We start from the raw sequence: 26,392 nt of genomic DNA on the forward strand, positions 1-26,392 counted from the left end.
AATGAGTAAAGAGTTACCACAACAACAGCAAAACTCTGAAGAAGTTGATTTAGGCCAATTATTTAAACTAATTGGTAAAATGTTTGAAAGGCTTTTTAATTTTATAGGAAGCATTTTCAATAAAATTTTTTTAGCATTTGTTTGGTGTATATTTTTTGTGAAACAACATTTTTTAAAAATTGTAATAGCAGGTATTGTTGGTGTTGTTTTAGGGTTTGCTTTACAAAAAACATCAGACCCAGTTTATAAGTCTTATATGCTAGTGAAGCAAAACTATCCAACAGGTGAAGGTTTATATAATTCAATTGCTTATTATAATGATTTGGTAACTCATAGAGATATTAGTGCTTTATCTCAAATATTAGAAATAGATTCTTTAAGCGCGGCATCAATTAAAGAGGTAGAAGTAGGGTCTATAATTGATGAAAATGATAGGCTTAAAAATTTTGATGACTATATAAAAACTTTAGATTCTTCAGTGGCTTCTAAAGTGCAATATGAAACTTATGTTAAAAATGAAAAAGAGCATAATCATCAGTTTCAACAAATAACCATAAAATCTACTGTAAGAAATAATTTTAAAACCTTATTCGATAAAATTATTACGAACATAAATACTAATGATTACTTTGTTGAAGCACAAAAAAGAGATACTCTAGAGCTTCATAATAGAAAGTTAGTGCTTCAAAACACATTAACTAAATCTGATTCGTTACAAAACGTTTATAAACGCGTTATAGAAATGCAGACTAAGGAACAAAGTGGTTCTCAAACAAGTGTTACTATAAAAAATGCCGAAGATGTTAACAAAACTAAAGAATATGAATTGTTTTTAAACGATTTAGAGTTACAAAGAGAAATTGTTAGTATTGAAAGAGAAATAGAAGAGAAGAAGAAAATAATAGAAATTGTATCTACAAAGCAAGAAAGTGCTGGCTCCGTTGATGATAAAAAAGAAGTATTTGGATTTAAAATAGGATATAAACTTTACTATGGCTTGCTATTAAGTACATTAACTTTTTTAGTATTGGCGTTTTTACAGTTTGTAAAATATATAGAAAAATTTAAAGACAAAATTCAATAAAATGACTGTATTAATTACAGGTGGTGCGGGTTTTATAGGCTCTAATTTTATAGCTCATTTTTTAGAACTAAATCCTCAAATAAAAATTGTTAATCTTGATAAGCTAACTTATGCGGGTTCATTAAATAATTTAAAAGAGGTTGAAGCTAACAGTAATTATACCTTTGTTGAAGGAGATATTTGCAACAGGCAATTAATAGAGCGTTTGTTTAATGAATATGACTTTACAGGTGTTATTCATTTTGCAGCAGAATCGCATGTAGATAATTCAATAACGGCGCCAAATACATTTATTAATACTAACATAGTAGGCACATTTAATTTGGTTGATGTTGCTAAAAACCATTGGATGGAATCTCCTTTCAATGTAAAGCAACATCATAAAAACTCAAGGTTTTTACACATTTCAACCGATGAGGTTTACGGAACATTAGGGAAAGAAGGGTTGTTTACAGAACAAACACCATATGCACCTAACAGTCCCTATAGTGCTTCAAAAGCATCATCAGATTTTATAATAAGAAGCTATCATCATACTTATGGTTTAAATGTGGTTACAACAAATTGTTCAAACAATTACGGCCCAAAACAGCATGATGAAAAGCTAATACCAACCATAATAAGAAAAGCTTTGAGTGGTGAAAACATCCCAATTTATGGCGATGGGCAAAATATAAGAGATTGGTTGTATGTAGAAGATCATTGTAAAGGTATAGATTTGGCATTTAGTAAAGGTGTTTCAGGTGAAACCTATAATATTGGTGGAAGAAACGAGCGTAATAACCTTTACATAGCTAATACCATTTGCAGTATTTTAGATGAAATTAAGCCTAAAAACACTTCATATAAAAATCAAATTACGTTTGTAACAGATAGACCAGGACATGATTTTAGATATGCTATTGATGCTACTAAAATTGAAAACGAACTTAACTGGAAAGCCCAAGAAAATTTTGAGTCGGGTATTCTAAAAACAATTCATTGGTACATTAAAAAATACAAAGGGTAGTATGAAAGGCATAATATTAGCAGGCGGTTCAGGTACACGTTTATATCCATTAACAAAAGTGTTTAGTAAACAGTTAATGCCTGTTTATGATAAGCCAATGATATATTACCCATTAACAACCCTCATTTCTGCCGGAATTAATGAAATTTTAATCATTACAACACCAAAAGATATTGAACGCTTTAGAGAACTTTTAGGAGATGGTAGTAATTATGGTTGTGTATTTGAATACGCCATACAAGAGGCTCCAAAAGGATTAGCCGAAGCGTTTTTAATTGGAGAGAAGTTTATAGGCAATGATGGAGTAGCTTTAGTTTTAGGCGATAATATTTTTTATGGCTCGGGTTTAAGTGAAACTCTAAAACAAAGTTCAAACCCCAACGGAGGTGTTATTTTTGCATATCACGTTCAAGACCCGCAGCGTTACGGGGTTGTAGAGTTTAATGAAAATAATAAGGCAGTTTCTATAGAAGAGAAACCTCTGAAACCAAAATCAAACTATGCCGTTCCTGGCATTTATTTTTATGATAATTCAGTAATTGAAATAGCAAAAAACATTAAACCAAGTGCTAGGGGCGAGTTAGAAATAACCGACGTTAATAAAGTGTATTTAGAGCAAAGAAAACTTAATGTTCAAATTTTAGATAAAGGCACAGCATGGTTAGATACAGGTACATTTGCATCTTTAATGCAGGCCTCACAGTTTGTTCAAGTAATAGAAGAAAGACAAGGATTAAAAATTGGTTGTATTGAAGAAGAAGCTTATAAAATGGGTTTCATAAATAAGAACCAGTTAAACAAACTAGCCCAACCGCTATTAAAAAGTGGTTATGGCGAATATCTTCAACAATTATTATAATAGTAATGCAGGTAGAAGAAACATATTTAAAAGGCTGTTTTGTAATAACACCCAAAGTGTTTGGTGATGATAGAGGTTATTTTTACGAAAGTTTCAATGCAAAAAAGTTTGAAGAGCTTACAGGATTAAGCGTAAATTTTGTTCAAGATAATTTGTCTAAATCATCAAAAGGTGTTTTAAGAGGCTTACACTTTCAAACAGGAGTTTTTGCGCAAGCTAAGTTAGTAAAAGTTGTTAAAGGGAAAGTACTAGATGTTTGTGTTGATTTAAGAACAGAATCTGAAACATTTGGCAAACATTTTTCAATTGTTTTAGATGCCGAAAAACATCAGCAATTATTTGTTCCAAGAGGATTTGCTCACGGTTTTCATGTTTTAGAAGATAACACATTGTTTTCATATAAATGTGATAACTTTTATAATAAAGAAGCTGAATCTGGCATTATTTATAATGATGAACAGCTTAATATTAATTGGCTTATTTCAGAAGATATCATTATGTCTGAAAAAGATAAAGTACTGCCTACATTAGAAACTTATACGCAGTTAAAATGAAAAAGCATATTTTAGTAACTGGTGCCAATGGGCAGTTGGGAAACTCTATAAAAAAACAGGAAAACCAGTGGCCGCATTTTAGATTTATATATACAGATTCCAAGACCTTAGATATAACAAATCAAAATGTTGTAGAAACTTTTTTTAAGAAAAATAGTATAGAGTATTGTATTAATTGTGCCGCTTATACAGCTGTTGATCAAGCCGAAACCGATCAAGAGCTAGCGTTTAAAATTAATGCACTGGGGCCAAAATACTTAGCCTTGGCCTGTAAAGCGAGTAATGCCGTTTTAATTCATATATCAACTGATTTTGTGTTTGATGGTTGCAAAACCAGTCCTTATACCGAAACCGATACTCCTAACCCCATTAATGCGTATGGACGAACTAAGTTACAGGGCGAAAATTCTATAGTACAAACAACAGAGCAGTATATTATTATTCGTACTTCTTGGTTGTATTCGGAATATGGTCATAATTTTATGAAAACCATGCTGCGCCTATCTAAAACCCGTAGCGAAATAAGTGTGGTTAATGATCAGGTAGGAAGCCCAACATATGCAGGCGATTTGGCTACAGCAATTTTAAAGATTATAGATAGCAAAACTATCCAATATGGATTGTACCATTACAGTAATACAGTCGAAACCAGTTGGTATGATTTTGCCAAAACCATATTTAAGTTTGCTAATAAAGATGTAAAAGTAAATCCTATTGCTTCGGCTCATTACCCTACATTAGCTAAACGCCCTAATTACAGTGTTTTACAAAGCGAAAAATTGTTAGAACAGTTTAATATTAAAGCTTCACGGTGGGAAAGTCATTTAAAAAAGGTTTTGGAAGGGCTAACATAGTATCACTAAGGCAGCTCTAAAACCTGAGTTTTGCCGTTTAACAAGGAGTAAGTTGTAGAATTATAAAACATGTTTTATAAGTTTTAAAGCATATTTAACTCAGATTGAAAATAATTTATTAAAGTTGTTAACCTTGTAAAGCTTTGGAATTATGTTAGCTTTGTATAATAACTGAAATATCAGGTTTTAAAAATGACAATTAAAAACATAGGAGTAATAATTCAAGCAAGAACATCTTCAACAAGATTACCAAAAAAAATTATCAAGAAGTTTGATGGTAATAATACCTTTTTAGATGTATTGTTAAAAAGAATGTTGTTGGTACCAAAAGAAATACCTGTAGTTTTAGCAACATCAACTAATGTAAATGATCAAGTATTGTCAGAATACGCCTCAAAATATAATTTGCCAATTTTTTTTGGTTCTGAACATAATGTTTTAAACCGTTTTATAGAATGTGCAGATTCTTTTGGTTTTGACAAAATAATTAGAGTTTGTTCGGATAATCCTTTTATAGATATCAATTTGATTTTAGAGCTCATTGAAGATTATAACGGAGAAGATTATTTATCATTCATGGTTAATGGAAAACCGAGTATTTTAACTCATAGCGGTTTTTTTTCAGAAATGGTCTCTGTTGAAGCATTAAAAAAAGTAAAGAAAACTAAAAATGAAAAATGCTTAGAGCATGTTACAAACTGTATTTATATGTGCTCAGATCAATTTAAAGTTAAGTTTATAGAAAAGAATCTTCCTCAGTCAATTAGGTGTACATTGGATACAGAAAAAGATTTTGAAAATTTAAAAAGTGTTTATTTTAATTGGTATGAGAGAATACAAAATAAAAACTTTTTATTTGATGACTTAGTTAGATTTTTAAAATATGATGATACTGAAAATTTGTTAGAAAAAATGGAAAAAGAAATAAAAAATAATACAAAATGACATATATAATTGGAGAAATTGGACAAAACCATAATGGTTCTGTTGATATAGCTAAACTATTGGTAGATGTTGTTAGTAGACCTATTCACGACAAATTATTTAACCAAGAATTGAAAACAATGGATGCTGTAAAGCTTACTAAAAGAGATTTATCTCAGGAATTATCAGCATCTCAAATGAATCGTCCCTATAACACCCCGAATTCTTTTGGGAAAACTTATGGAGAACACAGGGAGTTTTTAGAGTTAAATGATGAACAGCATTTTGAGTTGTATAAATATGCTAAATCTAAAGGATTAGATTTTGTAGAAACGCTTTGTGCTGTTGGGTGTATGTCATTACTTAAGCTTTTTACACCCGATAAACTAAAAGTAGCTTCAAGAGATTTAACAAATCTTCCTCTTCTATCTGCCCTAGCAGAAACTAAGATTCCTATTATTATCTCTACAGGTATGGCTGGAAAGAGAGAATTAGATTTAGCGTTAGATACAATTAGCAAGTACCATTCTAATATATCGATTTTACATTGTGTTTCTGAATATCCAACAAAGTATGAGAATGTAAACCTAAATACTATTTCTTATTTACAAAAACATTATGCAGAATATACTATTGGGTATTCTGATCATACAATTGGTATAGCAACACCCTTAGCTGCAGTTGCAATGGGAGCCAAAATAATAGAAAAACACATTACCTTAGATAGACAGATGAAAGGAACCGATCAGGCGGGTTCTTTGGCTATTGATGGTATTTACAGAATGATGAGAGATATTAGAAATTTAGAACTCTCATTTGGAAAAGAAGAAATTTTTATTGAGGACTCAGTAAAAGCAGCTAGAGAAAAATTAGAACGATCGATAGCTACAAACAGAAATCTAAAAAAAGGACATATAATAAAAGATGAAGATATACATCTATTAAGTCCTGGTGATGGCTTCAAATGGGCGCAAAAAGATTTAGTTTTAGGTAAAGAATTAGTAACAGATTTACCTAAAGATGAAATAATTTATTCTAATGTTTTAAAATAAACTTTATGTTACCTAAATTGATATTTACAGATATAGATGGGGTTTGGACAGATGGAGGAATGTATTACGATGAATTAGGTAATGAATTTAAAAAATTTAATACTTATGATAGTGCTGGTGTTTTGTTTTGTAAGATGTTGGATATACCAATAGGAATTATTACAGGAGAAAAAACTAAATCTGTAAAAAGAAGAGCCGAAAAACTTAAAGTAGACTACCTTTTTCTAGCAGCAAAAGATAAGGTGTCTATAGTTGAAAAGCTTATTGAAGAAATAGGACTTAATTGGGAAGATGTAGCATATATAGGAGATGATTTAAATGACTACTTTTTGTTAAAAAAGGTTGGGTTGAGTGCCTGTCCTGCATCTTCTCCAGAATATATCAGTAAGGTAGTTGATTGGAAGCTGAAAAAAAATGGAGGAGAAGGTGTTTTTAGAGAATTTGTTGAGAAAATCATTGAAGAGAATGATATTATAGTTGAAGAGTTATTTGTAAAAAATAATAGTATAAAAATAACACAGTAAAAATCATTTATTGGTTTGGTAATAAATGAGAAGTTGAATGAAATATAAATCTAAGAGGTTTCTTCATGTGTGGGAAGATATTCTACAAATATGGTTTTCAGGTTACTTAGAAATAGTGTCTCGAGAACGAAGAGAACAAATATCTCCTATTTCAATTAAAGATAAGTGTATTGTTATATTTAAAGAGTTTATAAAAGAGTTTATAAAATTATTTATAAAAAATAGAATACCTAAAAATAAAATATGGTGTTTCAGTATATCTTCAAATAATTATGAATCTTTAAAATCAATTAAAGCTAATTTAGATGATTCTATTTTTGTACACCCTTTTAGTTTTAATGATAGGCATCAAAATAGTTATCCAATTAATTTTAGTAGAAAATTTTTATATAGCTTATGGTTTCCTTTTAATTTTTTAATTTTCTATTTCCAATCTAAATCTGGAAGCAATGGGTTATACGATCTTTTTTTTAAAGCTAATGGAATATATTCCGAAAGTTTAAGATTAATTAAAAAAAGTAAACCAAAGGCTATCATATTTGCTAATGATCATGAAATAATCCCCAGAGGTTTACTGTTAGCTGCTAAAAACTTAAATGTACCAATTATATATATCCAACATGCTTCTGTGTCTAATTATTTTCCTGTTTTAGATTTTGATTATGCTTTGTTGGAAGGAAAAGATGCTAAAGATAAATACTTAAATATAGGTAACACCTCAACCTGTATTTATTTAGTAGGGATGCCAAAATTTGACAAATATTTAGAACGAGTAAATAGAAATACTTTAGTTAAAGTCATAGGAATAGCTTATAACGCTATGGATAATCTTGAATTAATAAAAAGAACAGTTATAGTTTTACAAAACTACTTTCCTGACATAGAACTCATTGTTCGTGCACATCCTTCGGATAAACGAAGCTTAAATTTAGATAGTGTGAAAAAATCAATACCTCAAAAGGAATCAGTTTTTGATTTTTTAAGTAGGATAGACTTATTAATAGCGGCAGAATCTTCCATACACTTAGAAGCGATAATGTTAAATGTATATTCAATAAGCTATAGTTTTAGTAATTCTAAATTTTTAGATTATTATGGTTTTGTAAAAAATAATTTAGTTAAGCATTATTTAAATTTAGATGATATAATAGAGGAAATAAATAGTATTGGAAATAATAAACCAAATGTGCAAAAAAAAGCAGAATATTATAATGCAGCTTTAAATTCTGATTTTTATGGAAAATCTTCAGAGAAAATCCGTGATATTATAAAATCTAAGATTTTATGATTAGTAAGTTAATTAAAAACTCCAGCATTTATAGTGTTTTAATGCTACTTCAGAAAGGAATAAATTTCATTCTTATTCCTGTCCTGACGGTGTATTTATCAACCTATGATTATGGTGTTGTTGCTGTAGTATTGGCTATAAATGCTTTTTTAAATGTGTTTTATCTGTTGGCTTTACATGGTACCTTGAATAGGTTTTATTATGAATATAAAGACAATGAACTAATGGTAAAAAAGCTTTTTGGCACCATTATTACTTTTATTTTGTTCAATAGTGTTGTTGTTACCCTAATTCTTTTATTAGGGCGAAAATGGTTGTTAAACCCTTTTTTAGGAGATGTGTCCTTCTCTCCATATATGATTTTAGGTCTAATATCAGTTGTGCTTAACCCTTGTTATACAATTTATCAAAACTCATTACAAGCTAGACAAGAAGGAATTAGATATGGAAAGAATAATGCAGCTTTTTTTTTAGTAAATATCTCATTAGTGTTATTAAGTGTTACAGTTTTTAATTTAGGAGCTAAAGGTGTTTTAGGCTCTTTGGCTGTTACTAATATTATATTTTTTATATACACCCTTTTTAGCTTTAAAAATAATATTGTTTTTGGTGTAGATAAAAAATTATTAAAAAAATCTTTAAAATATGCATTTCCTTTAATACCTCATACTTTATCTGGGGTAGCTACTATGCTTATAGATAGGATATTGATAAATAAACTATTAAATGCTTCCTTAACAGGGGTATATAGTATTGGCAATAATTTTGGAAGTGTGGTTTTTTTAATTGCATCTGGCATAAATCAAGCATTTGTACCATGGTTTAATCAAAAGGTAAAAGCCAATGATGTTGATGATTTAGGAAGTGTGTCAAAAGCATTAATCTTGTTTTATTGTTTAATAGCTTTAGGGTTGTCTTTTTTCGGAAAAGAAGTTATAATGTTTGTAACTCCCAAGCCATATCATATATCATGGCAGGTTATCCCTTTTATTTCTTTTGCTTTTGTTTACCATGGTGTATATTATTTTTTTGCAGGATCTTTGTTTTATGATATTCAAGGTCGGGGTAATAGAATAATACCAATAGCCACAATTTCTGCAGCGGTTTTAAATATAGTTTTAAACGTAACTTTAATTCCTATGTATGGTATTAATGGAGCGGCAATTTCTACATTAATGACTAAAATAGCACTTGCTATATCATTAAAGTTTTTTTATACAAGGTATTTAAAAATAAATTATCCAGATTTGTTTTTACTTTTAGTTCCATTTGTGTTTTTTATCATCTCTTTGTTTAGTTTTTATCAAATAGCCAATTTCTGGATTAAATTATTACTTTATTTAGCAATAGTTTTAATAATCTATATAGTAATGAAAAATAAAGTCACGACTGTAATAAAACTATTGAAAAAATGAAAATCCTTATTGTAAACACATTATATTATCCTTATAAAGTAGGAGGGGCTGAAATATCGGTTCAAGCCTTAGCTGAAAATCTAAAGAAACATGGAGCTACGGTTGCAGTTTTAACTTTGGGAGAATCTGAAGAGAAGGAAGATGTTAATGGAATAACAGTTTGGAGGCTAAAAATTGAAAATGTTTTTTGGCCATTTTCAGGTGCTAAGCAGAGCACCTTGAGTAAGGTGAAATGGCATTATAACGATGTATACAATAAAAGATACGACTTTAAAGTCACGTCTATTCTAAATAGTTTTAAACCTCAAGTGATGTTTACCAATAATCTTGGAGGTTTTTCTGTAAGATTATGGGTTTTAGCCAAGTCAAGAAACATTAAAGTGGTTCATACCATAAGAGATTATTATTTGCAGTGTCCAAAAACCACTAAATTTAATGGAGAACATAATTGTTTACAACTATGTACTTCATGTAAACTGTATGCCGCTAAAAAGAAAAAAGCTTCAGTACTAATAGATTATGTTGTTGGTATTAGTCAATATGTGCTGCAAGATCATTTAGAAAACGGGTATTTTCAAGGGGTTAAGCATAAGGTTATTTACAATGGATTTAGTTTTAATTACCAAGCCGAAAATTTTAAGTTGATTGATGATAATAAAGTTGTTTTTGGATACATTGGTCAGATTAACAAGGAAAAGGGAGTTGAGTTAATGCTAGAAAGCTTTACGAAAGTAAAACATGACAATTGGAGACTTGTAATTGCAGGTAAGGTTGCCCCTGAATATTTAAAGACCTTAAAAGCCATTAATAATTCGGCGAAAATAGAATATTTAGGTTATACACTTAATTCTGAGTTTTATAATAAAATAGATGTTTTAATAGTCCCTTCTTTATGGAACGAACCATTTGGAAGGGTGGTATTAGAAGGAATGATTAGTAACAAAATAGTTATTACTAATAAAAATGGAGGTATTAAGGAAATTATGAGTCAAAACCCAGAACTAACCTTTAATACTAATGACGAATTGACGAGGCTCATAGATTGTATCATTAAAAATAGACACGAATTGTCATTTAATAATAGTAAAGAATTCATGAAGACCTTTAATATTGAGAACACGGCTTTAGAATACCATAATTTATTTTCCGAAATTTAAAAAACATGTTATTTAATTCCATTGCTTACTTAATTTATTTTCCTGTTGTCGTAGCCGTGTATTTTATAACACCGGCTAAATACCGCTACATTTGGTTGCTCATTTCTAGTTATTACTTTTACATGAGCTGGAGTCCGAAATATGCTGTTTTAATGCTATTTTCTACGCTAGTTACTTATTTAAGTGGGGTTCTAATTCAACGTTCTAATTTAAAGGAAAACCTCAAGAATAAGGAATTTGAGAAAAAATTGTGGGTAGCACTTAGTTTTACAATAAACCTAGGCATACTTTTCTTCTTTAAGTATTTCAACTTTATAAATGAATCGTTTACCAGTGTTTTTAATTATTTTGGGATGAATTGGTGGATTCCTAATTTTGATGTTTTACTCCCAGTAGGTATCTCTTTTTACACTTTTCAGGCTTTAAGCTACACCATGGATGTGTATCGAGAAGATATTAAAGCAGAACATAATTTTGCAAAGTATGCGCTCTTTGTTTCTTTCTTTCCACAGCTTGTTGCTGGACCCATAGAAAAATCAACACACCTATTACCTCAGTTATCCAAACACTACAAATTTAATTATGAAAGGATGAAAGAAGGTTTGATTCTTATAGGTTGGGGACTGTTTAAAAAGATTGTCATAGCAGATAGGCTCGCTGCTTTTGTAAATACTGTATATAACAATCCGAATCAATTTGAAGGTTTTACGCTAGTCGTTGCAACGGTATTTTTTTCCTTTCAAATATATTGTGATTTTTCATCGTATAGTGATATAGCTATAGGATCTGCTAAAGTGATGGGCTTTGATCTTATGGAAAACTTTAAAAGACCGTATTTTTCTAAATCGATAGCAGAATTTTGGCGACGCTGGCACATTTCATTAGGAGGATGGTTTCGTGATTATTTGTATTTCCCCTTAGGAGGGAATCGAGTAAAAAAAATAATCTGGTATAGAAACATCATGATTGTTTTCTTATTAAGTGGTTTATGGCATGGTGCTAGTTGGAATTTTGTGATCTGGGGAGCGCTTCATGGTGTTTTTCAAGTCCTTAGCTTTGAGTTCGCTACGTTTAATAAAGGTATTACTAAGTTTTTAAAAATTAGAAAAAATAGCTTTAGTTATAAGCTTTATAATGTTGTGATTACCTTTGTTTTGGTAGATTTTGCATGGATATTTTTTAGAGCGAATAATTTTGCTGATACAAAATACATTCTAACGCATCTGTTTAAATTTAATCCATGGGTATTTTTTGATGGCTCTTTATACAATATAGGACTCGATGAATACGATTTTAAATTGGCTATAATTTCTATTTTATTCCTTTTATTTATTGATTTGGTTCAAAGAAAATACAAATTATCCGATTGGATAAAAGAACAACATATCTTTGTGAGGTGGGGTACCTATGGTTTTGTTATATTTTTTATGATTATTTTTGGCTATTATGGTTCAGGTTATGATGCTACTGAATTTATTTATTTTCAATTTTAATAGATGAAAGAATATAAGTTTTTAAAAATACCAGCTTTTTTGATTGCAGTAACTTGTTTGTTTGTCTTGGTGAGTAACGTTTTTAACCCTAAAAGACCTAGGATAACTGCGTTTTACGAAGAGCCTAAAAATTCATTAGATGTTATTCTGTTAGGCAGCTCATATATGGCCAATGGTATCAATCCAAATGTTCTTTGGGAGCATAATAAAATTACAAGTTACAATCTAGGAGTAGGGTCTCAACCCATCTGGATTTCTTATTTCTTTTTAAAAGAAGCTCTAAAGTATCAAACTCCCAAAGTAGTGGTTTTGGAAGCTTACTATTTACACGATTTGAAAAATTATAAAAAGTATGATAATTATGCTTTAGAGGCTACAAATAGAAGAAGTTTAGATCAGTTGAATTTTTCATTAAACAAAATTCAGGCTATTCAAGCAAGTGTGCCAACGGAAGAGTTTTGGGATTATTTTTTCACAATTAACAAATATCACGATCGTTGGAAAAATCTTTTGCAAAAAGATTTTCAAATAAATAATGAGTTATCTGTTTACAAAGGGTTTTCTAAAGTAAATCGAACCTTTGTAGATACAAGAATTGAAAAATATGGTGTTAAAATAGAAAATAAACCAAAGGCGCTACACCCTAAAAGTGTTGATTATTTTAAAAAAATCGTAGCATTATGTAGGGAGCATAATATTCAATTGGTGCTGCTGAAAACACCAATGTCCCAATTTGTTTATAGCCAAGACCATGCAGATACCATGATGGCTATTAAAGAACTTGCAAATGAAAACGATGTGGATGTATTAGATTTTAATAGCTTCTACCGAAATATTGGTTTTGATTTTAAAAAACACATGTCTGATCAAGGTGGCCATTTGAATGGCGAGGGCACTAAAATAGTGTCTAAGATTTTAGGTGACAGCCTAGAAATGAATTATTTTCAGAATAAAAGAACAAAAATAGGTGTAACTGAGATATGGAATGATACTTTTAGTAAGTATAAAAAACTTGAGAATGCAAAATGGGCTGTGGCTAGAATTAAAAAATCCAAAACACTCCCAGAGTATTTAAACTATGCAAAATCATTAGATTTGCTTGTTTTGATTTCTGTTTTGGATGACGGTAGTGGCCAGTACCGAAATTATCATAAAACTTTTAGTGAGATAGGGTTAACTTCTGAGTTGAATAAAAAATTCCGTTGGAGTTATTTAGCGATTAAGAATAATAAAACAGGATATGTAAAAGAAATAGTTGATAGCGTAGCCATTAATCATACATTTCATATGGGTAAGCTTGATATTTCAATGCTTAGCATTGGTGGTAATAAGGCAGGGAACAGGTCAAGTATAAAAATTAACGGTAAAGAGTACTCTAAAAATAAAAGAGGCCATAACTTTGTGATTGTTAATTTAAAAGATGAAACAGTTTTTGATGCTTTTAATGTAGATACCCATGGCGATAATAAATTAATCATAAAAAGGTAATACGGTTCCTGTGAAATTAAGTTTCAATAAAATTTTTTTTATATTACTAGTAGCACAAATTATTTCTCTTCAGGGAATAATCACTTTTAATATATTTAATTATTTAGGTAAATGGGAGCTAAAATCGATTATTCATCCTTTAAGTGTTTTTTTATTATTTATAGTAATAGTACTTTATAGGATAAAAAAAAACTCTGTAAAAATAACATCGTTAGATTTACTGTTGTTTTCATATTTTATAATCTGTTTTATCGTTTTAATTTTTAATGCGGCAAATTTCCAAGCTATTTTCATATCATTTAGAGAAGTATTTTTAATTTACATTTTAATATTTGCTTACCAGCAAATAACTATAAGTGAGTATTATTGGGATAAAATTATAAAGTGGCTTCATTTATTTGTTATAGCTAATCTCATATTTATCATTTTAACACATGTTCTTGGACCAGAAGAATATATGAAACTTTTAACAGGGAAGTACGTATGGGGAAATGATCCTGAGTATAAATTCAAAATAAGTAGCTTTTTATATTTTTGGAGGTCACCGGGGTTAATTGGTAGCCCTGGAAATGTGGGCTATTTTGGCCTAATAGCATACTTACTTTTTGATCAAGACAAAAAACATAAAAAAAAATCTATTTTCGCTGTAATTTTAGCTATTGCAGGTTTTGTTAGAAGTGTCTATGTAGTTCTAGTTGTTTACTGGTTTTTAAAGTTCTTTTTAACAAAAAAGAACTTAAGAAAAATTCAATCGGCTTTTCCGTATGTTCTATTAGTTTTTTTCCTTATAGGGTGCTTTTTATATACTAAAGGGTTACTTGATTTAACATCTTTTTACATGAGAATAGATCATTGGATATATGATATTCCAAGAGATTTTAATATTTTATTTGGAGGTAAAATAGGAGAAGTGGGTGGATCTGTTAGATCAGAAGGCTTTGTAGCAACTTTGGACAATTATTGGTTACTGATGCTTTTATCTGTGGGACTTGTTGGTATTGTATTAGGTGTATTGTTTATATACGAGAAAAGTTTTAAAAAAAGACATATTAATTATGCGTTAATAGGGTTTATGTTGGCAGGAATATTTATTACTCTATCTCAGGGTATGTCGTTTTTGGTTTTGTTTCCTATGTTGTTCCTAAATAAAAAGAATTGATTTTGATGGCTATACGAACTAATAAAGCTTTCATAAACACTTGTTTTCTGTGGTTTACTTTCATGCTTTCTGCTTTCCCAATCTTAACTTTTGGATTAAGGAGTATCGTTATAGTGCTCTGGGCGGTTATTGGTGTTTTAAGTATTAATTTTGAGCGCAAAAAAAAATATGTTAGTTATTTAATTATTTCTATTTTACCTTTTATTTACTTATCCTTTACTTTATTATATTCTCAGAATAGTACTGCAGGTATTAAAAGGCTTATTCAAATGCTGCCGTTTTTAATTTTCCCCTTAGTGTTCTATTTAAACAAAGATAAGTTCAATAAAGAGCAAATAAATAAAACGTTGTGGTGCTTTTCTATATCTGTAATCTTATTGGTGTTTTATCAAATAGTTTGTTCTTTATTTCGTTTAGATTATTTATTAGCCGATTTAACAAATGAAGAAATAGTAAGAAATAGGCTCTCAAATCAGGATTTGTTAAATCAAGATGTTATAAGTAGCATGAAAACCAAACGGTTTAGAAATTATTTAATTGAGTTAACAGATACCCATTTCACATATCAGGGAATGTGGGTGATTTTTAGTGTTTTTTTTCTGTTTAAAGAGGGAATAAGGTTTCTAAAAAAGAAAAGATATTTAGGATTTTTACTTATAATAATTTCAATAATATTAGTTGTTTGGTTGTTTTTCATTTCGTCTAGAATGCCTATATTGACAATGTTTATAGCCTTGTTTTGTACAGTTTTTGTTTTTAAAAAAATTAAGTTCAAGCTAAAGATATTGTTGTTAGGATTAAGTATATTGGTTTTAATTTCAAGTTATTTTACTTTTACTACGTTTAAGGCGCGTGTAGACGAGATCGTTAATATTAAATTTGACTTACCAAGTGAAACTAAAGATACCTATAATTATGATTCAATAAATGTGAGGCATGGAATATATGTTTGTGCTGCACATCTTGTGAAAGATAATTTCTGGTTTGGGGTTGGTGTAGGCGATTCTCAAGATGCTTTGAATTCTTGCTATAATGAAAAAATTGGAGCTAAAATTTATACTTGGCAAGATTATAATACACATAATCAGTATTTATATTTTGCTCTAGCTACGGGTATATTTGGTCTATTCTTCTATTTGATATTGTTATATTTGCAGCACAAAGAAGCTCTGAAATATAAAAATGAACTGTATTTATATTTCATAATCGTGGTTGCGCTTATTTCTTTAACAGAGAATATTTTATCAAGGTCTGATGGAGTCATGTTTTTTGCTTTTTTTAGTGGCTTATTTTTGTTTAATTCAAAAAATAGAATCAAGTGATAGTAATTAATGCTAGGTTTTTAACACAACCAATAACCGGAGTTCAAAGGTTCGCTATTGAAATTTCAAAAATCGTTAAAAAGCAATTAGAAGGAGAGGTTGTTTTTGTAACATGCCCTGGTGTAATACACTATGAACTTTTTAAAGAATTAGATGCAAAAATTATTGGAATTAACAAAAGCCATTTATGGGAACAGATAGATTTATATGTATACCTTTTAAAAAATAAAAAACCATTATTAGTTTCTTTTGGTTATACGGGGCCACTTTATTATAAAAATCAAATTGTTTCAATACATGATGTTGCTTTTAAATATTATAAAGAAACGTTTTCTAAGACATTCTCACTAGTATACAACTTTATTGTGCCTAGATTGGCAAAGAAATGTGTTCATATTTTTAGTGTAAGCGAATCAGCCAAAAATGAGGTTTGCAAGGAGTTGGGGGTAGAGGGAGATAAAATTACAGTAGTATACAATGGTATTTCGTCATTTTTTAAAAAAATAGATAAGGGAAAAACAATCAAAAAACATGCTAAACCTTATATTTTAACTGTATCCTCTCATCATCCTAGAAAAAATTTTAATAGACTAATAGAGGCATTTAAAAGAATAGATAATGATAAGATTGATTTATACATAATAGGGAATTTTGTTAGTCATTTTTCAGATTCTACAAATGATCAATCAAATGAGAACATAAAATTTTTAACTAATATAACAGATAACGAGTTATTAGGTTATTATCAAAACGCAGAACTTTTTGTGTTTCCTAGTCTTTATGAAGGTTTTGGTATTCCTGTTATAGAAGCTATGAGTCAAAACCTCCCTTGTGTACTTTCTGATATTCCTGTTTTTAAAGAAATAGGAGATAAATCAGTTATTTATGTTAACCCTCAAAATGTTAATTCCATAAAGCAAGGCATTATAGAGGGACTTAAATTAAATGTAAAGAAAATAGAGTATACAAAGTTAAATCATTTTACTTGGGATAAAAGTGCCCAAAGGGTTATTCAAGTATTTAAAAAAAATAAAACATAAGTTTTTATATAATTTATGGTTTTATTGTGACCTCTTTTTTATTTATTTTTTAAAAATGTGGGCAGGTGTCTATTAACGATATACCAATAGCAAATAACTACCTAAATTTTATACTATTTTTTATAACAGATTAATTTATAGTAATATAGATTCTAGAGCTATCATTAACAGTAATTAGAAAAATAAAAATGATTATTTATTATTAAAGTAGCTCATATTTTAGCTGTAGGAGTAGGTGATGTAGAAAGTGAATTGCTAGATAAATATAAAATTAAAAGTTTTGAAAAAGGATTGATAATTAAATATAATACCCATAATCAATATATTGATTTTTTCCTAAAATTCGGAGTATTGGGTATAATAGTTGTTTTTGTATATATATTTTCCATAGGTTATTTAGGTTTAAAAGCAAAATATATTATATCTGTGGCTTTTTGTATGCTCTTCTTTATATCAAATATAACTGATGATTTTTTAATTCAATATAGCGGAATTGCTATTAGCGGTTTTTGGTTTTCTATATTTGTAAACAATTATGTGAATAAGAATTGTTAAAAAAACTAGTAGATTGTTATAATGAGAAAAATTAAAGTTGCTCATGTTTTGAATTCTGTGGGAGGAGTTGATGTCTATTTAAGACTTATTTCAGAAAACACAAACCCAAATAGAATAGAGCATATTATTATTCATCAAAGAGATCTTAAAAAGAAACCTTATAAGAACGGAAATAGTACAATCAGAGAATACTATATTCCGATTAAACGGAATATACACCTATTCAATGATATAAAAGCGATATACAAAACTATAAAATATCTTAAAAAAGAGAAGCCTGACGTAATTCATGCGCATAGTGCAAAAGGTGGGATTATAGCACGATCAGCATCATTATTTTATAAATTAAATGTATTATACACGCCACATGCTTTTTCTTACTTGAGTGCTACATCAAAAATAAAAAAGAATATATTTTTAAGAATAGAAAAACTTTTTAAGTATTTTAATTCTTATGTTTTAGCAACTTCTCAATCTGAAAAGAATAGAGCGCTTAACGATGTGTGTTATAGTGAAAGTAAAGTAATAGTTTTTAATAATTGTATTCTACCCATAGAAACTAAAGATTTGCATTCTAATGTTTTAAAAGAACATAATCTCCCATGTAATTACTTAGCGACTGTTGGTAGGCCTTCTTATCAAAAAAACATTGAGTTTATGTTGGATGTTATATTCGAATTGAAAAAGAATATTCCAGATATACATTTAGTTGTGATGGGGGTTGGAGAATATAGTCCTAATCTTAATGCAGTAAAGGCAAAAGTAGATCATTTAGAATTGAAGAAAAATATAACTTTAGTAAATTGGATTAACAGAGAGAGTATATTTTCAATCGTAAATAAATCAATGTTGTATATATCTACATCAAGATATGAAGGATTACCGTATTCGGTTATAGAAAGTTTAGCGTTGTCTAAAGCATGTGTTGTATCAGATTGTGATGGTAACAGAGATTTGGTAGAAAATAATTATAATGGATATGTTATCAAACAAGGAGATTTAGAAAGTTTCACTAAAAAAATTGAAAAATTATATTTTGATCATAAAATCAGAAATAAATTTGCTAATAATTCATACAATTTGTTCAATAATAAATTCAATTTGAGAAACAATATTACCTGTTTAGAGGAAGTTTATTTCAAACATTCTAAATGAGCATTAAATTCTATGATTTAAATTATCTCAATAAATATAGGTATAAGTTTATACTTTTTATATTTGTTTAATATTATAAAAAAACAGCTTCATTTTAAGAATAATTATATATTATTTAGATTGAAAAAAATTAGTGAATTTAAAAAAAGCAGATTCTCAGGGTTAATAAAACCATTTTCATATATAATAGACTTATCTATTATAAATGGTGCAGTATACCTATTTCAAATAAACTTAAATAATACATATCCTTTCCATATATACATATCATTATTATGGCTTGTACTATCCTTTTATAATAAGTTTTATGAAGTACACAGGTATACCAGAGTTATACAGGTAATAACACTTTTATTAAGACAAATAATTTTATTTGCAGTTATTCTCTATGGATACATAGGTTTTTTTAAACAACCTCACTTAAGCAGGCTTAATCTTGGCAACTATGTTGTAACAATTTTTGGCTTATTAACATTTACTAAGTTTTTAGTTTTTTACTTATTAAATAGATACAGAAGCGCGTTTGGAGGTAACCTAAGAAATATTATTGTTATAGGTGATAACGAAAAAACCAGACAACTAATAAATACATTTAAAAAACGGTTAGATTTTGGATATAAATTTAAAGCACAGTTTAATGTAAAAGAAACTAATTTCTCCCTTCAAGACTGTTTTAATTTTGTAATTGAAAACGATATTCATGAAATCTATTTTTCGGTTGCAGAACTATCAAACAAACAAATAAATCAACTCATTGATTTTGCCGATAATAACCTGAGAGAGTTAAAATTTATACCCGATAATAAAGATATTTTTTCAAAAAAACTGAAGTATGAATATTACGATTATATTCCCGTTTTATCCCTAAGAAGCATTCCTTTAGAAGAACCAGTAAATAAATTTGCAAAACGATTGTTTGATATTGTTTTTGCATCTGCTGTAATTGTATTTATTTTATCATGGTTAACACCCATTTTGGCCATTATTATAAGGCTTGAATCTAAAGGACCAATATTCTTTAAGCAAACCCGAAACGGATTCAATTATAATGAATTTGATTGTTATAAGTTTAGGTCTATGACACCTAATAAAGATGCAAACTCACAACAAGCCACCAAAGGCGATTTAAGAATAACAAAAGTTGGTGCCTTTATTAGAAAAACCAGTATAGATGAGTTGCCACAATTTTTTAATGTACTATTCGGAGATATGTCTGTTGTAGGCCCAAGGCCACACATGGTAAGCCACACAAATAAATATGCACGTAGTGTAGATAAATTTATGGTTAGGCATTTTGTAAAACCTGGTATTACAGGTTTGGCACAAACTAGTGGCTACAGAGGTGAAATTGAAACAGATAAAGATATTATTAATAGAGTTAAATACGATATTTTTTACGTTGAAAACTGGTCTATTCTATTAGATTTGAAAGTAATCATACAAACGTTTTTAAATGCGGTAAAAGGCGAAGAAAAAGCATACTAATATGAGTGCTTTTAAAGTTTCAATAATAACACCTACTTACAATTCTGAGAGGTTTATTGAACAAACTATAATAAGCATTCTTAATCAAACCTATACCAATTGGGAACTTATTTTAATAGATGATGCTTCAACAGATAAAACGGTTGAAATTATTACACAGTTTGTTAAATCTAATCCACAGATTTATTTACTTCAGAATTTAAAAAATAGTGGAGCGGCTGTTTCCAGAAACAAAGGTATAGAAGCCGCTAAAGGTCATTTTATTGCTTTTTTAGATGCCGATGATGTATGGCTACCTAATAAGCTTGAAAAACAAGTTGAATTTATGCAAAAAAACAATTGCGATGTCTGTTTTTCAAGTTACAATTTAATGAACGAAGCCGGAAAACCACTAAATAAACAAATAAAAGCGCTACCAAGGGTTAGCTACCAAAAGCTTTTAAAAAGTAACTATATTGGCAATTTAACAGGTATTTATAATGCTAAAACTTTAGGGAAAATAACCTCTAAAAACTTACGTAAACGTCAAGATTGGTTATTATGGTTGTCCGCTATAAAAAAGAGTGGCAAACCAGCTTTAGGTATTCAACAACCTTTGGCTGTTTACAGGGTTAGAGAAACTTCTATTTCTTCAAATAAACTAAACTTGGTAAAATATAATTATTGGGTGTATAAAAAAGGCTTGGGCTTTTCAGTAGTAAAATCGGTATGTTATTTAATGGCCTTTTTATTTGAGCATTTCTTTATAAAATCTAAACAAAAAATTACTTTATTAAACAAGTAAACTGCTTTAATTTGCCAGCTGGGGTTCTTTTAAGCGTTTCTCTTCGTTCAAAAATAATTTTTAAACCAGATTCTAAATACGTTTCAATAGCTTTTTCAATCTGCTTGATATTAATTTCTGTGAGTGGTTTAATACTATTGTAAATAATTTTAAAAGTACCAGTTTCTAGTTGTTCAATTACAAACTCTTTCACGTTGTTATCATCCTCAATAACAGTTTTGGTAACGTAATAAAAGGTTAAGCCAGCAGCTTTTTTTCCGCTAGGCAAAACGGCAAAATCATTAGTTCTTCCTAATACATTTTTAAGAATGGATTTTTTTAAAGTGCTTTTTTCTGATAAAACTCCGTAATCACCAAGTTCATATCTTATAAAAGGATGTGCTTTATTGTAAAGAGCCGTTACAACAATCTTTCCTTCTTTACCAAAAGGCAGAACTTGGTTGTTTTGGTCTAATATTTCAACAAACAAGTCTTCTGTATTTATAACCCATTCATTTTGTTTATTATTGAATGCAATAAGACCAAGTTCAGCGCATCCATATTCGTTTACAATAGGAACTCCTAGTTGTTTCTCTAGAAGTTTTTTATCGTTTTCAAAAAGCATTTCGGCAGTAACAATGCATACATTTAAAGAGTGGCAAACATTTTTAAGAATAATGTTTTTCTTATCAAGAAATTTTGCAAACTGTACAATAGCACTGGTGTAGCCGTTTATGTAGTTGAATTTTGTGCTGTAGAATTTTTTTAAAACAGTTTCTAAGGCTTCATCACTCATATCAAATACCGAAAACCGGAACCTGTTTCCTAAAAAATCTTTTAAACGCTCTTTATAATAGCCCGTTTTTTTAAGTGGAATACCATAAAATCTAGCTTGTTTTGAGGTGTTTAAATTAATATCAAACCAGCTATATCTATCAATAAAATTAGCCCATGTTAAAGCATGACAAAAGTTATCTTTGGCAAAAATTAGCGGTGTTCCTGACGAGCCAGAAGTTTTATTAGTATATATATTTTTAGTAGAATATGTGTTTGATATACGTCTAGTTAACGGCTGTTGTAAATCCCTTTTAGTAATAATGGGCACAGAATTCCAATCGGCAATATTTATATTTTTTCCGAAGTCTTTGTAAAACGAATTGTTTTCTAAATGATAAGAGACAATCTCTTTTTTACGGTTTTCTATATATTCAGAATAAGCAGATGCATCAATATTTTTAATATCAATTAAGTGCTCTTTAGCTTTTTCCAAAGGAAAGCCTTTAAGTTTTAAAGAAACATCAAATAAATTCACAAGCTTATAAATATTTGTAAAGTAAGTAAAAAATATTCGTGTTTTAGAGGCATTAATTCTATTTTTGCGCAAACTCAATTAACTATGAATATTCTAATTTTAGGTTCGGGCGGAAGAGAACATACTTTTGCTTGGAAAATTGCCCAAAGTCCGTTATGTAAAAATTTATATGTTGCCCCAGGAAACTCTGGTACAGCGCAAATTGCCACCAATGTAAATATTGGTGTAACAGATTTTGAAGCTATTAAAAACCTAGCCTTAGATAAACAAATAAACATGGTTGTTGTTGGGCCAGAAGACCCTTTGGTACAAGGCGTGCATGATTTTTTCTTAAATGATAGTGCCTTAAAACACATACCTGTTATTGGTCCGCAAAAAGTAGCGGCACAACTTGAAGGTAGTAAAGAGTTTGCCAAAGAGTTTATGATGCGCCATAACATACCAACGGCGGCCTATGAAAGTTTTACAAAAGATACTGTTGAACAAGGGTATGCCTTTTTAGAAACGTTAAAACCACCATACGTTTTAAAAGCCGATGGTTTAGCTGCTGGCAAAGGTGTAGTTATTTTAAACAATTTAGAAGAAGCTAAAGCCGAATTAAAAAGTATGCTAGTTGATGCCAAATTTGGTAATGCAAGTACCAAAGTGGTTATTGAAGAGTTTTTAGATGGTATTGAATTAAGTTGCTTTGTTTTAACCGATGGCGACAATTATAAAATTTTGCCTACGGCGAAAGATTATAAGCGTATTGGCGAAGGCGATACAGGTTTAAATACAGGTGGTATGGGTGCTGTTTCTCCAGTGCCATTTGCTACTAATGAGTTTTTAAATAAAATTGAAGAACGCATTGTAAAACCAACTATTGAAGGGTTTAAAAAAGATAAACTACCATACGTAGGTTTTGTATTTATTGGCTTAATTAAAGTTGAAAATAACGACCCCAAAGTTATTGAATACAATGTACGCATGGGCGACCCCGAAACCGAAGTTGTTTTTCCTAGAATGAAAAATGATTTGGTTGAAGTACTACAAGCTATGGCCAATGGTACATTAAATGCTATTGATATTGAAATTGATGAGCGTGCAGCTACAACTATTATGGTAGTTTCTGGTGGTTACCCTGAAGCTTACGAGAAAGGAAAAGAAATAACAGGTATTGATACTATTGAAGACTCTATACCATTTCACGCAGGCGCACAACTAAAAGATGGTAAAGTTGTAACCTCAGGTGGTAGGGTAATTTCTATTACATCATACGGTGAAACGTACCAAGAGGCCATAAAAAAATCTTACCAAAGCATAGATAAACTAAACTTTGATAAGATGTATTTTAGAAAGGATATAGGCTTCGACTTATAAAAATGAGTGCGAAGAAATACTTTTATCCTCTTCGTTATTATCATTAAATATTTTTAGTTGTTTTATCCAGTAAACAATGGCTACCATACAAATAATCATGAAAATCCATGATATGGTATTGGCTGCCCACCAGCTTTCTAGTTCTAATTCTTTTAAAGCGTCAAAAGGCGTAAAAAGAACGTCAACAAATAAATCTCTAATAGCGTAAAAGAAATCTTTCATGAGTGTGTTTTAAAGTTTTCTAACCGTTTTATAGTTAGTATATTTACAAAGCAAAAATACAAAAACAGTTAATGATTACAAGTATTTTTAGTAAATCTAAATCAATAAATTTCTTTGTTGTTTTTTTTGTAACACTATTAGCCTTTTTTTCAGCAAGGTTTGGTGTTGCAAATACACCAGTTACAACGGTATATGTTTTTAAGCAATTGGGCTTGTTATTGGTGGTGTTTTTATCAATTTTTATGCTAAGTTTTATAGTTGGTAAAAACAGCTTAACCAAACTTAGTAATTATGATATATTACTCTTTAGTTTATTTTTATTACTTATTCCTCATTCAACTTTAAATGTAAATATTTTATTTTCTAACTTTTTTGTGCTTTTAGGTCTTAGGCGTATTATGAGTTTACGTTCACAAAAAAACGAAAAACAAAAGTTGTTTGATGCTGCTGTTTGGATAGCCATTGCATCAGTATTCTATTTTTGGGCTATATTATTTTTTGCACTTATTTTAGTAACACTTGCGTTGTATTCTAATAAAAATATTAGGCATTGGGTAATACCTTTTGTGGCTGTTTTTACAGTTTTTGCAGTGGCCGTTGGTGTATCAATAGTATTGTACAATAGTTTTTTTAATGTGGTAAACACTAATTGGCAGGTTAGTTATAATTTTAACCCTTATAACGCTGTACATTTTATTATAGCAATAACCGTTTTATTATCATTTGGTTTGTGGTCTTCATTTTTTTATTTGCAGAATATAAAAAAGAAAAAGAAAGCATATAGAGCGTTATTTAAAGTAGTTATAATTGCGTATGTTATAGCGTTTTTAATTGTGTTTTTAGCGCCCAACAAAACTGGCAGTGAGTTTTTATTTATGTTTGCGCCACTAACAATAATTATTACAAATTATTTAGAAACCGTTAAAGAAAAATGGTTTAAAGAGTTGTTTTTAGGCATTTTAATAGTAGTGCCTTTGGTGTTATTAGCGTTGCAGTTTTTCGCCAAAAGCTAAATCGCCAGCGTCACCTAAACCTGGTATAATGTATCCTTTTTCATTTAAAGCATCATCAACGGTGGCAATCCACAAATGTGTATTATCATCAAAACATTCATTAACAAAATCAACACCAATTTGAGATCCAATTACACTTACTAAATGAATTTGCTTTGGTGTTCCAAAAGGTTTTAAAGCTTCATAAGTTGCAACCATAGATTGCCCAGTGGCTAACATTGGGTCTGCTAAAATAAGCGTTTTACCTTCTAAATTAGGGCAAGCCAAATATTCAACTACAATTTCAAAACTTTCAGGATTTTCTTTATGATGCCTGTAGGCAGAAATAAAAGCATTTTCAGCATCATCAAAATAATTTAGTAAACCATTGTGTAAAGGCACACCAGCTCTTAAAATTGAACACACAACAACGTTATTAGTGGTTAAATTAACGGAGCTGTTTCCTAAAGGTGTTTCAACTGTATTGGGTTTATAGTTAAAGGTTTTACTTAACTCATAACCTAAAATTTCACCAATACGCTCAATATTTCTTCTAAAACGCATACGGTCATTTTGTATAGTTTTATCTCTAATTTCTGCAATAAAAGTATTTAGTATTGAGTTTTCTTTTGAAATGTTATGAAGCTGCATAAACCCGTGTATTGTTTAGTAAGTAAAGTTATTAAATTAAAGTATATTTGCGCATTAAATTAATACATTATGTTTACAGATAAAGCCAATAAAATTTTTCAAGAAGTTATTGAAGAATATCATAAAATTGATACCGTAGATCAACCATTTACAAACAAGTACACTAAAGACAATTTACTAGAGCATTTATTGTACAGAAAATGTTGGATTGATACTGTACAATGGCATTATGAAGATATAATTAGAGACCCACAAATAGATCCTGTTGCTGCACTTAAATTAAAAAGACAAATTGATGCATCAAACCAAGATAGAACGGATATGGTAGAATACATTGACAGTTATTTTTTAGAAAAATACAGCCATGTAACACCAAAGGATAATGCAACAATTAATACGGAAAGTCCTGCTTGGGGTGTAGATAGGTTATCTATTTTAGCTTTAAAAATTTATCATATGAATGAAGAAGCAACACGTACCGATGCTTCTGAAGATCATAGAGCAGCTTGCCAAAAAAAGTTGAACGTTTTGTTAGAACAACGTGTAGATTTATCAACGGCTATTGATACGCTTTTAAGCGATATTGAAAAGGGCGATAAGTACATGAAAGTTTACAAACAAATGAAAATGTATAATGATGATGAACTAAACCCTGTTTTACGTTCTCAAAAATAAT

The 26,392-nt window shown here is 29.5% G+C and carries 25 protein-coding genes; 22 read left to right on the forward strand and 3 right to left on the reverse strand.

Features of this window, described 5'->3' with window-relative positions:
* Position 1: 1 nt before the first annotated feature.
* From FUA26_RS04120 to FUA26_RS04210, 19 genes are all read left to right on the forward strand, one after another.
* A complete protein-coding gene (locus FUA26_RS04120; protein ID WP_147131939.1) occupies positions 2 to 1,084 on the forward strand; it encodes a hypothetical protein in 1,083 nt (360 codons plus the stop codon).
* A 1-nt stretch (position 1,085) separates the two neighbouring features.
* Positions 1,086 to 2,093, forward strand: coding sequence for a dTDP-glucose 4,6-dehydratase (rfbB, locus tag FUA26_RS04125; RefSeq protein WP_147131941.1), 1,008 nt, complete (start codon positions 1,086 to 1,088; stop codon positions 2,091 to 2,093).
* Position 2,094: 1 nt separating this feature from the next.
* A complete protein-coding gene (gene rfbA / locus FUA26_RS04130; protein ID WP_147131944.1) occupies positions 2,095 to 2,952 on the forward strand; it encodes a glucose-1-phosphate thymidylyltransferase RfbA in 858 nt (285 codons plus the stop codon).
* 5 nt (positions 2,953 to 2,957) lie between these two features.
* The gene (gene rfbC, locus FUA26_RS04135; RefSeq protein ID WP_147131947.1) at positions 2,958 to 3,506 is read left to right on the forward strand and encodes a dTDP-4-dehydrorhamnose 3,5-epimerase; all 549 of its coding nucleotides are present in this window, start codon (positions 2,958 to 2,960) and stop codon (positions 3,504 to 3,506) included.
* The gene (gene rfbD, locus FUA26_RS04140; RefSeq protein ID WP_147131950.1) at positions 3,503 to 4,360 is read left to right on the forward strand and encodes a dTDP-4-dehydrorhamnose reductase; all 858 of its coding nucleotides are present in this window, start codon (positions 3,503 to 3,505) and stop codon (positions 4,358 to 4,360) included. The genes rfbC and rfbD overlap by 4 nt, the downstream gene beginning before the upstream one ends.
* Before the next feature lie 192 nt (positions 4,361 to 4,552).
* Positions 4,553 to 5,305 carry a cytidylyltransferase domain-containing protein gene (locus FUA26_RS04145; RefSeq protein ID WP_147131953.1) on the forward strand — a complete coding sequence of 251 codons (753 nt, stop codon included), beginning with the start codon at positions 4,553 to 4,555 and terminating at the stop codon, positions 5,303 to 5,305.
* The gene (locus tag FUA26_RS04150; RefSeq protein ID WP_147131955.1) at positions 5,302 to 6,336 is read left to right on the forward strand and encodes an N-acetylneuraminate synthase family protein; all 1,035 of its coding nucleotides are present in this window, start codon (positions 5,302 to 5,304) and stop codon (positions 6,334 to 6,336) included. The genes FUA26_RS04145 and FUA26_RS04150 overlap by 4 nt, the downstream gene beginning before the upstream one ends.
* A 5-nt stretch (positions 6,337 to 6,341) precedes the next feature.
* Positions 6,342 to 6,860, forward strand: a complete 519-nt coding sequence (locus tag FUA26_RS04155; protein ID WP_147131958.1) for a KdsC family phosphatase — start codon at positions 6,342 to 6,344, stop codon at positions 6,858 to 6,860.
* 37 nt (positions 6,861 to 6,897) lie between these two features.
* Complete coding sequence (locus FUA26_RS04160) at positions 6,898 to 8,148, forward strand: glycosyltransferase family protein (protein WP_147131961.1); 1,251 nt, start codon at positions 6,898 to 6,900, stop codon at positions 8,146 to 8,148.
* Positions 8,145 to 9,563: an oligosaccharide flippase family protein gene (locus FUA26_RS04165; protein WP_147131964.1), complete on the forward strand. Its 1,419-nt coding sequence runs from the start codon at positions 8,145 to 8,147 to the stop codon at positions 9,561 to 9,563. Before FUA26_RS04160 ends, FUA26_RS04165 begins: the two co-directional genes overlap by 4 nt.
* Entirely contained in the window at positions 9,560 to 10,720 is a 1,161-nt protein-coding gene (locus FUA26_RS04170; protein ID WP_147131967.1) for a glycosyltransferase family 4 protein, read from the forward strand. Before FUA26_RS04165 ends, FUA26_RS04170 begins: the two co-directional genes overlap by 4 nt.
* Before the next feature lie 5 nt (positions 10,721 to 10,725).
* Positions 10,726 to 12,213 (forward strand): MBOAT family O-acyltransferase, encoded by a 1,488-nt coding sequence (locus FUA26_RS04175; protein WP_147131969.1) that lies wholly within the window; start codon positions 10,726 to 10,728, stop codon positions 12,211 to 12,213.
* Positions 12,214 to 12,216: 3 nt separating this feature from the next.
* The gene (locus FUA26_RS04180) at positions 12,217 to 13,701 is read left to right on the forward strand and encodes an SGNH/GDSL hydrolase family protein (RefSeq protein WP_147131972.1); all 1,485 of its coding nucleotides are present in this window, start codon (positions 12,217 to 12,219) and stop codon (positions 13,699 to 13,701) included.
* A gap of 10 nt (positions 13,702 to 13,711) precedes the next feature.
* Complete coding sequence (locus FUA26_RS04185) at positions 13,712 to 14,860, forward strand: hypothetical protein (RefSeq protein WP_147131974.1); 1,149 nt, start codon at positions 13,712 to 13,714, stop codon at positions 14,858 to 14,860.
* Between the two features lie 5 nt (positions 14,861 to 14,865).
* Positions 14,866 to 16,182 (forward strand): O-antigen ligase family protein, encoded by a 1,317-nt coding sequence (locus tag FUA26_RS04190; RefSeq protein ID WP_147131976.1) that lies wholly within the window; start codon positions 14,866 to 14,868, stop codon positions 16,180 to 16,182.
* Positions 16,179 to 17,222, forward strand: a complete 1,044-nt coding sequence (locus FUA26_RS04195; protein ID WP_147131979.1) for a glycosyltransferase family 4 protein — start codon at positions 16,179 to 16,181, stop codon at positions 17,220 to 17,222. Before FUA26_RS04190 ends, FUA26_RS04195 begins: the two co-directional genes overlap by 4 nt.
* A 576-nt stretch (positions 17,223 to 17,798) precedes the next feature.
* Positions 17,799 to 18,932, forward strand: a complete 1,134-nt coding sequence (locus FUA26_RS04200) for a glycosyltransferase (RefSeq protein WP_147131982.1) — start codon at positions 17,799 to 17,801, stop codon at positions 18,930 to 18,932.
* A 129-nt stretch (positions 18,933 to 19,061) separates the two neighbouring features.
* Positions 19,062 to 20,417 (forward strand): undecaprenyl-phosphate glucose phosphotransferase, encoded by a 1,356-nt coding sequence (locus FUA26_RS04205; RefSeq protein ID WP_147132639.1) that lies wholly within the window; start codon positions 19,062 to 19,064, stop codon positions 20,415 to 20,417.
* 1 nt (position 20,418) lies between these two features.
* Complete coding sequence (locus tag FUA26_RS04210) at positions 20,419 to 21,201, forward strand: glycosyltransferase family 2 protein (RefSeq protein WP_147131985.1); 783 nt, start codon at positions 20,419 to 20,421, stop codon at positions 21,199 to 21,201.
* Here the strand turns inward: FUA26_RS04210 and FUA26_RS04215 are convergent.
* Positions 21,182 to 22,492: a phenylacetate--CoA ligase family protein gene (locus FUA26_RS04215; protein ID WP_147131987.1), complete on the reverse strand. Its 1,311-nt coding sequence runs from the start codon at positions 22,490 to 22,492 to the stop codon at positions 21,182 to 21,184. The genes FUA26_RS04210 and FUA26_RS04215 overlap by 20 nt on opposite strands.
* An 84-nt stretch (positions 22,493 to 22,576) precedes the next feature.
* Between FUA26_RS04215 and purD the strand changes: the two genes are divergently transcribed.
* Entirely contained in the window at positions 22,577 to 23,851 is a 1,275-nt protein-coding gene (purD, locus tag FUA26_RS04220) for a phosphoribosylamine--glycine ligase (protein WP_147131990.1), read from the forward strand.
* On the opposite strand, the gene FUA26_RS04225 is transcribed toward purD, so the two are convergent.
* The gene (locus FUA26_RS04225) at positions 23,846 to 24,073 is read right to left on the reverse strand and encodes a DUF6341 family protein (protein WP_147131992.1); all 228 of its coding nucleotides are present in this window, start codon (positions 24,071 to 24,073) and stop codon (positions 23,846 to 23,848) included. The genes purD and FUA26_RS04225 overlap by 6 nt on opposite strands.
* Before the next feature lie 71 nt (positions 24,074 to 24,144).
* Here FUA26_RS04225 and FUA26_RS04230 point away from each other — a divergent pair, with 71 nt between their 5' ends.
* Complete coding sequence (locus FUA26_RS04230; RefSeq protein WP_147131995.1) at positions 24,145 to 25,086, forward strand: DUF6427 family protein; 942 nt, start codon at positions 24,145 to 24,147, stop codon at positions 25,084 to 25,086.
* Here FUA26_RS04230 and upp read toward each other — a convergent pair.
* The gene (gene upp / locus FUA26_RS04235; protein ID WP_147131997.1) at positions 25,057 to 25,716 is read right to left on the reverse strand and encodes a uracil phosphoribosyltransferase; all 660 of its coding nucleotides are present in this window, start codon (positions 25,714 to 25,716) and stop codon (positions 25,057 to 25,059) included. The two genes, FUA26_RS04230 and upp, sit on opposite strands and share 30 nt — an antisense overlap.
* 69 nt (positions 25,717 to 25,785) lie before the next feature.
* Here upp and FUA26_RS04240 point away from each other — a divergent pair, with 69 nt between their 5' ends.
* Positions 25,786 to 26,391: a DUF4254 domain-containing protein gene (locus FUA26_RS04240; protein WP_147131999.1), complete on the forward strand. Its 606-nt coding sequence runs from the start codon at positions 25,786 to 25,788 to the stop codon at positions 26,389 to 26,391.
* Position 26,392 lies beyond the last annotated feature (1 nt).

The sequence above is a fragment of the Seonamhaeicola algicola genome (assembly GCF_007997385.1).
In the GTDB taxonomy this organism is placed as follows: domain Bacteria; phylum Bacteroidota; class Bacteroidia; order Flavobacteriales; family Flavobacteriaceae; genus Seonamhaeicola; species Seonamhaeicola algicola.

Coding starts and splice junctions, on each gene's coding strand:
- FUA26_RS04120 (WP_147131939.1), top strand. CDS start 2: ATGAGTAAAGAGTTACCACAACAACAGCAAAACTCTGAAGAAGTTGAT.
- rfbB (WP_147131941.1), top strand. CDS start 1,086: ATGACTGTATTAATTACAGGTGGTGCGGGTTTTATAGGCTCTAATTTT.
- rfbA (WP_147131944.1), top strand. CDS start 2,095: ATGAAAGGCATAATATTAGCAGGCGGTTCAGGTACACGTTTATATCCA.
- rfbC (WP_147131947.1), top strand. CDS start 2,958: ATGCAGGTAGAAGAAACATATTTAAAAGGCTGTTTTGTAATAACACCC.
- rfbD (WP_147131950.1), top strand. CDS start 3,503: ATGAAAAAGCATATTTTAGTAACTGGTGCCAATGGGCAGTTGGGAAAC.
- FUA26_RS04145 (WP_147131953.1), top strand. CDS start 4,553: ATGACAATTAAAAACATAGGAGTAATAATTCAAGCAAGAACATCTTCA.
- FUA26_RS04150 (WP_147131955.1), top strand. CDS start 5,302: ATGACATATATAATTGGAGAAATTGGACAAAACCATAATGGTTCTGTT.
- FUA26_RS04155 (WP_147131958.1), top strand. CDS start 6,342: ATGTTACCTAAATTGATATTTACAGATATAGATGGGGTTTGGACAGAT.
- FUA26_RS04160 (WP_147131961.1), top strand. CDS start 6,898: ATGAAATATAAATCTAAGAGGTTTCTTCATGTGTGGGAAGATATTCTA.
- FUA26_RS04165 (WP_147131964.1), top strand. CDS start 8,145: ATGATTAGTAAGTTAATTAAAAACTCCAGCATTTATAGTGTTTTAATG.
- FUA26_RS04170 (WP_147131967.1), top strand. CDS start 9,560: ATGAAAATCCTTATTGTAAACACATTATATTATCCTTATAAAGTAGGA.
- FUA26_RS04175 (WP_147131969.1), top strand. CDS start 10,726: ATGTTATTTAATTCCATTGCTTACTTAATTTATTTTCCTGTTGTCGTA.
- FUA26_RS04180 (WP_147131972.1), top strand. CDS start 12,217: ATGAAAGAATATAAGTTTTTAAAAATACCAGCTTTTTTGATTGCAGTA.
- FUA26_RS04190 (WP_147131976.1), top strand. CDS start 14,866: ATGGCTATACGAACTAATAAAGCTTTCATAAACACTTGTTTTCTGTGG.
- FUA26_RS04200 (WP_147131982.1), top strand. CDS start 17,799: ATGAGAAAAATTAAAGTTGCTCATGTTTTGAATTCTGTGGGAGGAGTT.
- FUA26_RS04210 (WP_147131985.1), top strand. CDS start 20,419: ATGAGTGCTTTTAAAGTTTCAATAATAACACCTACTTACAATTCTGAG.
- purD (WP_147131990.1), top strand. CDS start 22,577: ATGAATATTCTAATTTTAGGTTCGGGCGGAAGAGAACATACTTTTGCT.
- FUA26_RS04225 (WP_147131992.1), bottom strand. CDS start 24,073: ATGAAAGATTTCTTTTACGCTATTAGAGATTTATTTGTTGACGTTCTT.
- FUA26_RS04230 (WP_147131995.1), top strand. CDS start 24,145: ATGATTACAAGTATTTTTAGTAAATCTAAATCAATAAATTTCTTTGTT.
- upp (WP_147131997.1), bottom strand. CDS start 25,716: ATGCAGCTTCATAACATTTCAAAAGAAAACTCAATACTAAATACTTTT.
- FUA26_RS04240 (WP_147131999.1), top strand. CDS start 25,786: ATGTTTACAGATAAAGCCAATAAAATTTTTCAAGAAGTTATTGAAGAA.